This window comes from Massilimicrobiota sp. An134, assembly GCF_002160815.1.
GTDB lineage: Bacteria > Bacillota_I > Bacilli_A > Erysipelotrichales > Coprobacillaceae > Allocoprobacillus > Allocoprobacillus merdigallinarum.
The window spans coordinates 61123-74082 of the sequence record NZ_NFLH01000003.1; the positions used below are offsets into that span (position 1 = coordinate 61123).

Here is a 12960-nt window from a genome sequence, read left to right on the forward strand (position 1 = left end):
AAATCCATTCATACATTGTATGGGGTGAAATCTATGTGTGGTATTATAACAATCTGTAATTATTCAAAACATTTATTTGATTATGATGAGAAAATCATGACAATGACAAAGTTACTGCAAAAACGTGGTCCTGATCATATCGGCTATATGATGACACCACATTGTTTAATGGGACATACACGTTTAGCAATCATTGATTTAAAGAATGGCAATCAGCCTATTCTCTATACTCATCATGAGAAAACATATCGTATGACTTATAATGGTGAAATCTATAATATGACTCAAATCAAGAATCATCTGATTGAACTAGGTTATACTTTTCATACAATGAGTGACAGTGAAGTTGTTTTAGCTGCATATATTGAATATCAGGAACACTGTCTGGACTTATTTGAAGGTATTTTTGCGTTCGTCATTGATGATGGACAAAAGCTTTTTGCAGCCAGAGATCCACTAGGTGTCAAACCACTTTACTATACCTTACAAAAAGACACACTTGTCATTGCCAGTGAAATCAAAAGTCTTTTAAGCTATATTGGAAAAGCTGTCGTGGATGAAAATGGGGTGAAAGAATTATTAGGACTGGGACCAAGCTTAACACCAGGATTAACACTTTATAAAGATATATACGCTTTAAGACCTGGCTACTACTTATATTTCCAAAAAACACTGCATATTCAATGTTATTGGAAGCTTCATGATGAATCACATGATGAAAATTTAACTGAAACTATCCAACACGTTCGTCATCTTGTCATTCAAAGCATCCAGCATCAATTATTAAGCGATGTTCCATTATCAACCATGTTATCTGGTGGACTGGATTCTAGTATTATTACAGCCATCACTTCACAATATGTACGTCCACTTTCGACTTACAGCGTGACTTATGAAGACCAGGATAAATATTTCCATGCCTATGATTATCAGACAACAATGGATGATAGTTATATTCAACAGATGGTATCACGTTATGCAACACATCATCATTCTATTGTTTTAAAACAAACTGATTTAATAGAGGCTTTAAGGGAAGCACTCATTGCCAGAGATATGCCAGGTATGGCGGATATTGATGCAAGCTTTTTACTGTTTTCTAAAGCTATTTCAAAAGAACATAAAGTCACATTATCAGGTGAATGTGCTGATGAAATCTTTGGAGGATATCCATGGTTTTATAAAGAAGAACTCTACAACCAGCCTTATTTCCCTTGGATGCGTGATTTAGATCAGAGATTAAGTATGTTTAATGAAAAGGTTCAAAAATTAAATCTTAAAGACTATATTATTCAACGTTATCAGGAATCTTTACAGGAAATTCATACTGACAATCGTAAAAAACAGCTTATCTATCTCAATACACAATGGTTTATGCAAACACTTTTAACACGTGCTGACAGTCAAACCATGCGTGCTTCATTAGAAGTCCGTGTTCCATTTGCTTCAACTCAAATTTTACAGTATCTCTATAATATGCCTGAAGCCTATATGTTTGATCAAGGTGAAGAAAAAGGTATTCTTCGTCAGGCATTTGCTGATTTTTTACCAGATGATATTGTGCATCGAAAGAAAAACCCATATCCTAAAACTTATTCTCCACTATATGAAAAACTAATTGAAGACAAATTAAAAGAATCCCTTAAGGATCCTTCTAATCTCTTATTTCAATTCTTTGATATTCCAAAACTGGAAAACTTCATTCAATCACATGGTCAAAGCTTCACTGCACCATGGTTTGGTCAACTCATGATGGGTCCACAACTTATGGCTTATTTCTATCAAATTTATTTATGGGGAAAAATTTATCATATTCAACTTGAATTTTAAGCAGGGTATCCTGCTTTTTCAATATCTTCATAATAATAAGAATATGGATGTTCTTTGAGATATTCATCAATTGCTTTTCGACCTTTATCAGGATAATTGGTAATCAGTCCACTTACTCCCATATCTAAATACTGTTTCATTTTCTTACCATTATCTACCGTCCATATATAAATAGGAATCATTTGAGATGTTGCCTTTTGGATTAGAGATGTACTCGCACGATTCTCTTCAATCGCTAAAAAATCTATATCCATATCCCAAATACTATTATCTATATCACCAATACTTCCATAAATACAATAACCAACCCACCACTTTGGATACAAATGCTGTAAATAAGCAACACTTTGATAATGCAGTGACATAAAGATAGCTTGTGATTCAAAATGATATTTTTGTATAATCTTGACAACTTCATCTACCATTTTTCGATAGTTGTCATTGGTTGGCTTGAATTCAATCAGTAATTTGACATCTAATTGTTGTTCCTGCATTTTTTGAATCAGATGTTCTAAAGAGATAGGACTAGCCGTTAATCTCTGGTCATGTAAAGATAGATTTTCAAATTCCTGAGCCGATAATTTTGAAACGGGTGAAGAAGAGTCAGATAATCGAGACATCGTTGTATCATGATAAACAACAGGAATTTGATCTTGTGAAAGCTGAATATCAATTTCCGCAAAATCACTGCCACACTGATTGGCATTTTCAACAGCTTCAAAAGTATTTTCTATGACATATCCTGAACCTCTATGCCCGATCACATAAGGCTTATGTAATCTTGAATCTTGATGCAAATAAACGAAGCTTCCAACAATCACACAGACAATACAAATCAAACGAATCGTTTTTTTATAAGTCTGAATCCATTGAATTTGAAAAACACGCTGTTTTATTTTTTCAATCAATGATGTGAAATGATTTTGAATATTAGCTAATGTCTGTTGTAAACGGGTTGTATCCATCTGAACATCCTGAATTGTCATAAAATGCGTTTCATATTGACAAAATAGAGATGCCAGAAATCTTAAAAAGAATATCATTGCAATCACGGATAATAAAAAGACAATTATATATTGAATCACACTATAACGAAATGAAGCAAAATGAACAAAATATTTAATCAAATAAATATTAAAATCTCGATTATGTAACAATGGATAAGGCAAAAGACTCATCATTATATTTTCTATGACTACCCATACGACAATCCATAATAAAATCTGTATTTTTTGATGAAAAGTTATTTGTTTAATCATCTGATAGCTTTTCTTAACCGCTGTGATCAATGAATCATGTTCAATAACCAAATAAAATGGTACAAAAATCATAATTATGAACAGTCCATAATAAAGCATATATATAAAAAAGATCAGTATTTGTCCTAGCCCTGTTAACTGTAATTCTTTAAAGATAAAAGGAGGTATATTCCATCTAGGAATATAGTTATTCAAATACCCAACATGAACTAATGGTAATAATAAAATAAGGTATAAACCACTCAGTATAAACGTTGGTTTATGTATATTTTTTAAATCTTGAAAGCTTTTTAAAACAATATCTTTTAAATGATAAGATTGCTTTCGATATTCTAATATAACAATTTGTATCACAACATAAAGATTATAATAAACAAGAAGCATTATTGCTAATAATAGTACCAGTAAAATGATGATTCCAGGAATAGATAAAAAAACATCAATCATATTTTGATTAAAAGCAATACTGACTGAAACTTGACTCAAATATTCTTTTAAAATAAATCTTAATAAAGGACTAAAGAAAAAGAGAATCATGAGTTTATAGAAGATTGAAAACTGTAAAACATTTTTTATTAAAGCATCATATTTTTTATCTTTAAGCACCATAACTCCCCCTCTCTTTTTCTTTATCATACACAATCTTGTGACTTTGTCAAATCCATTTTTTGAAAATAATATCTATAAATCAAAAGGGTTGCTATCATACTCATCACAGCAATATAAAACTCTGGATTACACCAATCAAAGCTTAATGCTAAATTAAAAGAACCAGAAATGGTGAGGATATGCCATGTTAAAAACTCATAAATTTCCATCATCATAATACCTGTTAAACCAACATAGATCAGCATATAACTCGTTTCACCATAATGTGTCCATATACCAATCAATGTTAAAATCATACATGCCACTGCAATAGGATTATTTAATAAAATGAGTCCAGAAATATCCTGAACACCTCGCTGTCCACCAAACCAATCCATCAACATTGTTGATAAACTTATGATAAAGATCACTGTCATTAATAATTTTCTTTTCATATTAACCACCCATTATCAGTATAATGTTTCACTTCTAAAATTTTCTTAAAAAATTCTTAATATTTCTTAAAAATAAAAGAACAAGATCATTCAAGACCTTGTTCCTTCTTTAATCTTTCTTGTTTATTTTTTTGTGTTTTGATGACTTTTTGACGAGAGAACTCTTCTCTATCTTTTTCATCTAAAGATTCACTAATGAATTTCACTGTTCTTTCAAATTCAGGAATAGAAATGTTTTGCAAGGCATTAGCACGTTTTTGTGTTTTACGAATAGCATTGGCTAAACGATAAACAGCATTTTCTATTTCTGCTAATTTCACAGTTAATTCTTTAACATGATAGAAACATCTATATGCATAATCCACTTTAGAGTTTGCTCTTTCAAAACCATATCCTAGACGAAGAGGTGTTTTTTCATAACTCACTTTTGGAATTTCGACTCCCATGACGCTTCGATAAGTCACACTCAATCCTTCATCAATAGGAACAGCTTCTACAATATCACTGATAATACCAAGTGACATGTTCGCTTCCTGAAGAGCATAATAAGCTTTCTGATAAGAATCTGTAATATCATCTCTGATCAATTTGACATCATCTAATAAATTCATCATTTCCTTGATGAGAACATTTCTTTTTTTATCCATCAAGTCATAACCCAAATATGCGAGTTCTAATGACTTTTTGGTAGCAATCAAATTCCCTTTTGTTGGAAAGACCTGATTAGCCATTATCTACTGCCTGCTGTAACTCTTTAATCATTGTATCTTCTTGAAGATCAAATTGAGCTACTGCCTTTTCATGATCATAGAATTGTTCTAACACCGCATTATCAATACGATCTAATTCATTCTTAGGAAGAACAGATAATAAAGTCCATCCTAAATCTAATGTTTCTTCAATAGATCTGTTTGTATTGAAACCTTGGTTAAGGAAATGTTGTTCAAATAAACGTCCAAATTCCATATATTTTCTATCAACAGGTGTTAATTCATCTTCACCAATAACTGATGTTAATGATTTAACATCCTGAACATGTGCATAAGCTGCAAATAACTGGTTAGATACATCTGAATGATCAGCTCTTGTATATCCTTCACCAATACCATCTTTCATCAAACGTGAAAGTGATGGAAGCACACTGACAGGTGGATAAATACCCATTGAATTCAATTCAGAATCAAGTGTAATCTGACCTTCAGTGATATATCCAGTTAAGTCAGGTACTGGGTGAGTAATGTCATTGTTAGGCATTGTTAAAATTGGAATTTGTGTCACTGATCCTTTTGCTGATTTAGAAATACCAGCTCTTTCATATAATGAAGCTAAGTCAGAATATAAGTATCCTGGATATCCTTTACGTCCAGGAATTTCTCCCTTACTTGAAGAGAATTCACGTAAAGCTTCACAATAAGAAGTGACATCAGTATAAATAACCAAAACATGCATATCATGTTCATAAGCTAAATATTCAGCTGCTGTTAAAGCACAACGTGGTGTTAATGTACGTTCAATGATTGGGTCATTAGACAAGTTCAAGAACATAACAACTCTTTGCATAACCCCAGCTTCTTCAAAAGAACGTCTGAAGTATTCAGCAACGTCATTTGTAACACCCATTGCCGCAAAGACAACTGCAAATCCACTACCATCATCATCTTTAACTTTGGCCTGTTTAACGATTTGTACAGCTAATTGATTGTGTGGTAAACCTGAACCTGAGAAGATTGGTAATTTCTGTCCACGAATCAAAGTTGTTAAACAGTCAATAGATGAAATACCAGTGTTAATATAGTTTCTTGGATAAACACGAGCAACTGGATTTAATGGTTGACCGTTAATATCCATAGATTTTTCAGCATAGATTTCTCCAAGACCATCAATTGGTTTTCCTGCTCCAGAGAACACACGTCCTAAGATTTCCTTAGATACAGGAAGTTCCATTGGATGGCCTAATAATCTTGTTTTTGTATTGGCAAGAGATAAAGAGTTTGTCCCTTCAAAAACCTGTACAACAACTCTTTCTCCTTCAATTTGAACGATACGTCCTAAACGAGTTGAACCATCTTTTAATTGTAATTCGACCATTTCGTCATATGAAGCATCTTTAACATGATCTAATACGACTAATGAACCATTAATTTCGTTCAACCCTACATATTGTAGACTCATCACATTTTCCTCCTTTAGTCAATAGATGCAACTGCTTCATCAATTTCTTTATAATAATCATCAAATAAAGCTAAATTATTGTTAGGAACATCATATTTCATTTTGACAACTCTATCAAAAATACCTGTTTCCAAAATCAAACGAATTGGTTTTCCAGCACTAACAACTTCTTTACCACGTTTATATAAGTATAAGATGACTTCCATCATCTTTAATTGTTTTTCTAATGGTACATAAGTATCATCTGGATGGAATGCATTTTGTTGTAAGTAACCAACACGTACTAATTTAGCAACTTCAATCACTAATTTCTGATCATCTGGTAAAACATCAGAACCCATTAATTTGACAATTTCCATTAATTTTGTTTCTTCAGCTAAAATACTTGATAATTCCTGACGATCTCTTAAGAATTTTGGATCAACATTTTTATTGAACCATCTTTCAAGATCAGGAATATATTCACTATAACTTTGATTCCAGTTAATCGCAAAATAGTGACGTGCATAAGCTAAAGCTTTATCCAATGCCCAGAAAGTACGTACGAAACGTTTTGTATTTTGAGTGACTGGTTCAGAGAAGTCAGAACCTTGTGGTGATACAGCACCAATGATTGTGACTGAACCTTTTGTTCCATTTAAGTTATTCATATATCCAGCACGTTCATAGAATTGTGATAAACGTGATGGCAAGTATGCTGGGAATCCTTCTTCAGCTGGCATTTCTTCCAAACGTCCAGAAATTTCACGTAACGCTTCTGCCCAACGAGAAGTTGAATCTGCCATGATGGCAACATGATATCCCATATCACGATAATATTCAGCAAGTGTCACCCCTGTATAAATAGAAGCTTCACGAGCCGCAACTGGCATGTTAGAAGTATTAGCAATCAATACTGTTCTATCTGTTAAAGGCTTGTTAGATTTAGGGTCAATCAATTCTCTAAATTCTTCAAGAACCTGAGTCATTTCGTTACCACGTTCTCCACAACCTACATAAACGATAATATCGGCATCACACCATTTGGCTAATTGGTGCTGAGTCATTGTTTTTCCAGTACCGAATCCTCCTGGAATAGCAGCTGTTCCACCTTTAGCAATTGGGAACAATGTATCAATAACACGTTGTCCTGTCACTAATGGCATTGAAATTGGTAAACGTTTTGTAACCGGTCTTGCCTGTTTGATTGGCCATTTTTGTGTTAATGTACATTCCACAATTTCACCATCTGCCGTTTCAATTTTCATGACAACATCATCAATTTTGTATTGTCCAGATGGAGCCACTTCAATAACTTTTCCGTTTGTATATGGTGATACCATACATTTATGCGTGATTAAGTCAGTTTCGGGAATTGTAGCATAAATATCTCCACCTTTGACTTCATCACCGACTTTTGCAACCATTGTCACATCCCATAATTTATTTTTATCCAATGGATCAACATGGCTACCAGTTGGAATGAAAGCACCAGATTCTTTTGCAATTTCTTCTAGTGGTCTTTCAATACCATCAAAAATATTTCTTAAGATACCAGGACCTAAAGTAACAGAAATAGGTTGTCCAGTTCCATACACAGGTTCTCCTGGTTTTAATCCTGTTGTTGTTTCATAAACCTGAATTGTTGTTAATTCTTTTTTGATAGAGATAACTTCTCCAATCAATCTCGCATTACCAACATAAACCATTTCTAACATAGAAAAGGCATCTGTATCTTTGACTGTAACAACGGGACCATTGATTGAATAAATTACATTTTCATTCACACTCATACCTCCCGTTTCTATCTAATAATTAATCCAGAATTTTTATTAAACCAATCTTTTTGATTATTTAAAGCAAAATCTAAAGTTTCATCAACAACTAAAGAAGATGCTTTATTTTCAAGAATAAATCCACCAATTTGAATATCATCACTTGCTTGAACTTCAATATCAGTTCCAAAAGCTTTCACAAACGCATCTTTGTTTTTGAAATCATCATGAGATACATACATGATAGACTTAGAATCTTTAAAATCAGCAGCAACTTTCTTGATTTTTGCTTCTACAAAAGGTAAATATTCATCACTTTTGACAAAAGCTTTTAATTCATCACGTGCCTGATCAAAGATGTTTTTCACATATTCATCTCTTTTTTCAATTAATTTTTTTGTTCTTTCAATATGACTTTCAGAAATTTCTGCAGAAGCGTTAGAACTCATTTCTTCTTCTTCCTGTTTCAATTTTAAATCAGCATCTCTTTTTGCTTCTGCTTTCATAGATTCATAAGCTTCATCTTCAAGAGCTTTCACTTCATTTAAAATTGCCTGTTCTTCGCTTTTTGCCTGTCTTTCAATTTCATCTTTCATATAGAGAAATACTTGATCAATATTTTGCATAATCTATCTCTCCTATAATTTCACTCCAATAGCTTCAGATACATAACCGTCGATTGTTTCACCAATCTTAGAATTTCCATGACGGTCAGGTATTTCTGTAATGAGTGGTTTTTGTTGTTTTAATTTAATCTCTGATATAATATCTGGACACATATCAACTAATTTTGTAGTCACTAAGATAATGGCAATGGATGAATCTCTCATCTTTGACTGTAAAACTTCAAGAAAATCTTTTCTTGTATGCACAACCACACCTTCAATACCTACAAGTCTTAGTCCCATTAATGTATCAATATTATCGCTGATTAAGAAAAATTTCATATAATCAGACCTTTCTTATAAAAATTATAAAGCGTTGATAATTAAGATTGAAATCAATAACCCGTAAATGGCAACCCCTTCACCTAAGGCAACGAAAATCAATGCTTTACCGAAGTTGTTATCATTTTCAGAGAAAGCTCCAATAGCAGCAGGAGCAGCAGCAGCAACGGCAATACCTGCACCTAATGCAGAACATCCAGTTGCTAATGCAGCAGCTAGAAATCCCATACCTTGAGCTACAGTACCAACAATAGAAGCACCTTCAGCGGCAAATGCAGAACCCATTGATAAACATAAAGTTAAAGCAACAGCTCCAAAGAATCCTCCAATATGAGTCATTAAACGCCATTTTGCACTTTCTTTGCTTACTTTAGAAGTAAACATTCTCACTAATGGTAAAGATAATAAAACAACAGCAATAGCAGGTAAAATAAACATAACTAAATTCATAATTTTTTTCCTCCAAATATTTCTTTTTTATTTTTCTTGAATTGATTGAAAAGGTTTTCCCTTTCCTTCATAGTAACGAGAGAACATTTCATAGAACTCTAGACGTAATACCTGAATACCAACAATCATACCTTCCAAACACATAACGAAGATATTACCAATAATAGCGACTAAGATATATCCAAAGTTAATGATACCTGGTCCCCCTGCAACCATTTTAGCTAATGTGTAAACAACCATCATCATTCCAGCATGTGATAAAACGAATCCACCAACACGTAAGAATGACATCGTATTGGCAATGAATGTCAGCATAACTTCAAATAATTCAAAGAACGCTTCTGTAAAGAATGCCCCAAACCCATATGGGAACATCTTTTCTCCTTCAAGTTTATGACATAATGGTTCTTTTAAGAAAATCATCACCACTGGCATTGCGATTAATAATGCGATATAGACTGGTCCACCAAGTGGTAAATTCATTCCTACAAGCATATTGGCAACTAATAATAGAACTGATACGTAGAATACAAGTCCAGCTATACCATTTTGAGAGAATAACATTTCTCCCCAGTTTTTCTTCTTAAGATTTAAGAAGATATTAAATGCGATAGAAATAATAATCAATACAACCCCTGTCGCAATGGCCGACATTAACAATGTCATCGTATTGTCTGGATCCATTGGCAAGAACATTGGTTCCATAAAATGTTCAAATAATTCTTCACTACCAAAAACAGAACCAAAGACAAATCCAAAGATCGTACTTGAAATACCTAAACGCACTCCTACAGCTCCTAGCTGCATACCTTTCCATTTATAGAAGAAGTATCCAACCAGCGATAAAACAATCCCTTGTCCAACATCACCAAACATCATACCAAATAAGAAAGTATATGTAATCGCAACTAAGTTTGTTGGATCAAAGTCGGTATATGATGGAATACCATACATTTCAACAAACATTCTAAATGGTCTTGAAAACCAGTTATTTTTGAGTTTTGTAGGTGGTGTCAAACGAGAATCACTCATTGGTGAACTGATTTCTACTTTGACATCATCTAACTTTTCAAATTCTTCTTTGATATTCTTTGCATCTTTTTCTTCAGCAAAACCATAAACGGCAGCATTTTTACCAAAGACAACAACATATTTTTGAGCATCATATGTTTCATTTAATTTCTTAGAAATAGAATAAATATGATTCATTTCTTCCATATTTTCACTAAACAATTTTTCAATTCTTGAATCAAGAACCTGAATATATTGTTTAGCTGTGTCATCTTCTTCTTTTAAAACTTCTAATGCTTCGCTAGGTTTACCATGTACGAATTCAGGAATATGAATACGTTCAAAATATAATGAAGAGAAAATGTTATCAATTTCAGGAGCATTATCAGTTGTTGAAATATAACTACAATAAGTTTCTTTTGTTCCTTTATGTAAAACTTTAAATAAAAACTTCTGTTCTCCATAATATTTTAATTTATCTAAATTCATTGTTGGTAAACGACCAAAACGAATCTGTAAATATTTACAAGAGAATAATCTATCAAAATCAATATTTGCATCAATCATATGCTCTAATTGAGAGATTGTTGCTTCATTCTCTTGAATCATTGCGAGTAAATCTTCTTTGACTTTTTCAATCTGTGCAGCTTTTTCTAATACATTACAGAAAAATGTATCAGCTTGAATAATATTCATACGAACATTATCAACATCAGCACATTTTAATTGAAGATGATATTTATCCCTTGCTTCTTCCATTCTTGCAATCAAATCAGCATATGGATTTTCACGATTTAAAACCGATAACCCTTGTACTGAATCAGCAAATTTTGAAGCTGGCTCGGGATGAAAATTATCAAGATTAATGAGCTTTAATAACACGGCATCATACTGCTGTGCTGGAAATTCAATTTCCAAAAGCTTTAATTTTGCTATTGCCATATATTTCTCCCTTCCTTATTCTGCTTTTTTCTTTAAAATTGACTTTGCCAAAACAAACACAAGGCAAGCAACAATCACAATAGCAAATGGCATGATTGGTAAATTAATATGTGCTTCATACACACAACCAAAATACACAAGAAGTGCATAAACAATAATCAAACCACAAATTCCCTTCATGGAAAGGACTTTCTCCATTGTTGAATCTTGTAGATACATTTTCTTAAATGCACCAATTGTAAAAGTTCCAACAATCAAAAGAATAATTCCATCAACAAGTTTATAAACTGTTGACAATGGTAATGCTATGGCTGGATAAAGACTGATTGTATAGAAAACATCTCCATAAATAAGTCCTCCAAGCAATGCTGCTACACCAAGTGAAAGAAATAAATTTCCCATTTTTTTCTTTCTCATAAGAAGTCCAAGCAACGCAAGTATAGCTCCAACTCCTAAGTCCCCCAAAAAGATAATAAAGACTGCATAATAAAGTACTGCAATAGCGATTGTTGTATCAATCTTATCTGATTGCTTCACTTTACTTAGCATTTCAAATGGTTTGACAATTTTCGCATTGTGTACAACTGTTGGAGCCACAACTTGCTGATGATCTAAAATATCAGCTGGTAGTTCCTGATACTCCATACCGTTGATATGTTTTAACATATCTTTGAATTCCTCAATCATACGTTTTGGAATAAATCCATAAATTGCACACTTACTTTGGAAATCCACAACAAAGATTTTAAATGACTCTATTCTTTGTAAGAATAATCCTGTTGAATAAAGTTTCAACAAATCAACTTTGTGTGTTTCTCTTAAAATTGTCATCTTTTGATCCATGCGTAAGATATATTCAGTCATCGCATGAACTTCTTCTTCTAATTCCTTTTTTGCATCATTGACTTTCCCATGTACAAATGAAGGAATCACTATTTCTTCAAATCCTAACGCTTTAAATATATTGTCTACTTCCAGCAATAAGTTATTTGTAACAATATAACAACAATATACATACTGACGATCTTCACCTAATTTATTAAATATAAATGGTCGACCTTCATAATATTTAATTTTATCAAGATTTTGTCTATGAAAACGTCCAAATCTGGCTTTTACATATTGACAATTCAATAAATGATCAAGATCTACATCACTCAATGTTAATCTTGTCAAGATTTCTAATGTTTTTTCATTTTCATCTTTTTCAGTAATCAATTGATCTTGAACATCTTTGATATTTTTAATTTGAGCTTCTAAATCACTTAAATATTGATCTGTCTGATCAAGATTTAATGTTTTATCAGGAGCCAAATCTTTATTCAAATCCAACTTCATATCAGATGCAACCTGAATCAAACGATCCAATAATTTTGTATAGGCATTATCTTCCTGTAATGCATGTACTCCTTTAACATTATTGACAATCTTTGAAGCAGGTTGAGGATAAAAGTACTTGGAATCTTTGAGTGTAAATAAGACCTGATCCAAATCATGACGATCAAAAGTCATATTTAACAATATCATTTCTTCTATAGCCATATCTTGTCCC

Annotated in this window: 11 protein-coding genes; 1 reads left to right on the top strand and 10 read right to left on the bottom strand. The window is 32.5% G+C overall.

Features of this window, described 5'->3' with window-relative positions; genetic code table 11:
- Positions 1-33: 33 nt before the first annotated feature.
- Positions 34-1830, top strand: a complete 1797-nt coding sequence (asnB, locus tag B5E79_RS02270) for an asparagine synthase (glutamine-hydrolyzing) (RefSeq protein WP_087296813.1) — start codon at positions 34-36, stop codon at positions 1828-1830.
- Here the strand turns inward: asnB and B5E79_RS02275 are convergent.
- The 10 genes from B5E79_RS02275 to B5E79_RS02320 all read right to left on the bottom strand — a co-directional run bounded on the left by B5E79_RS02275 (position 1827) and on the right by B5E79_RS02320 (position 12950).
- Complete coding sequence (locus tag B5E79_RS02275; RefSeq protein ID WP_087296814.1) at positions 1827-3698, bottom strand: glycerophosphodiester phosphodiesterase family protein; 1872 nt, start codon at positions 3696-3698, stop codon at positions 1827-1829. The two genes, asnB and B5E79_RS02275, sit on opposite strands and share 4 nt — an antisense overlap.
- A gap of 23 nt (positions 3699-3721) precedes the next feature.
- Positions 3722-4132 carry a hypothetical protein gene (locus tag B5E79_RS02280; RefSeq protein ID WP_087244125.1) on the bottom strand — a complete coding sequence of 137 codons (411 nt, stop codon included), beginning with the start codon at positions 4130-4132 and terminating at the stop codon, positions 3722-3724.
- A gap of 86 nt (positions 4133-4218) precedes the next feature.
- The gene (locus B5E79_RS02285) at positions 4219-4863 is read right to left on the bottom strand and encodes a V-type ATP synthase subunit D (protein WP_087244122.1); all 645 of its coding nucleotides are present in this window, start codon (positions 4861-4863) and stop codon (positions 4219-4221) included.
- Positions 4856-6304 carry a V-type ATP synthase subunit B gene (locus B5E79_RS02290; RefSeq protein ID WP_087244121.1) on the bottom strand — a complete coding sequence of 483 codons (1449 nt, stop codon included), beginning with the start codon at positions 6302-6304 and terminating at the stop codon, positions 4856-4858. Before B5E79_RS02290 ends, B5E79_RS02285 begins: the two co-directional genes overlap by 8 nt.
- Before the next feature lie 14 nt (positions 6305-6318).
- Positions 6319-8070, bottom strand: a complete 1752-nt coding sequence (locus B5E79_RS02295; RefSeq protein ID WP_087296815.1) for a V-type ATP synthase subunit A — start codon at positions 8068-8070, stop codon at positions 6319-6321.
- Positions 8071-8087: 17 nt separating this feature from the next.
- Positions 8088-8684 carry a V-type ATP synthase subunit E gene (locus B5E79_RS02300; RefSeq protein WP_087296816.1) on the bottom strand — a complete coding sequence of 199 codons (597 nt, stop codon included), beginning with the start codon at positions 8682-8684 and terminating at the stop codon, positions 8088-8090.
- Positions 8685-8696: 12 nt separating this feature from the next.
- Positions 8697-9005, bottom strand: coding sequence for a V-type ATP synthase subunit F (locus B5E79_RS02305; protein WP_087244118.1), 309 nt, complete (start codon positions 9003-9005; stop codon positions 8697-8699).
- A 24-nt stretch (positions 9006-9029) separates the two neighbouring features.
- Positions 9030-9455, bottom strand: coding sequence for an ATP synthase subunit C (locus B5E79_RS02310; protein WP_087296817.1), 426 nt, complete (start codon positions 9453-9455; stop codon positions 9030-9032).
- A gap of 27 nt (positions 9456-9482) precedes the next feature.
- On the bottom strand, positions 9483-11408 hold the full coding sequence (locus B5E79_RS02315; RefSeq protein WP_087296818.1) for a V-type ATP synthase subunit I: 1926 nt from the start codon (positions 11406-11408) through the stop codon (positions 9483-9485).
- A 15-nt stretch (positions 11409-11423) separates the two neighbouring features.
- Complete coding sequence (locus tag B5E79_RS02320; protein ID WP_087296819.1) at positions 11424-12950, bottom strand: V-type ATP synthase subunit I; 1527 nt, start codon at positions 12948-12950, stop codon at positions 11424-11426.
- Positions 12951-12960: the final 10 nt, after the last annotated feature.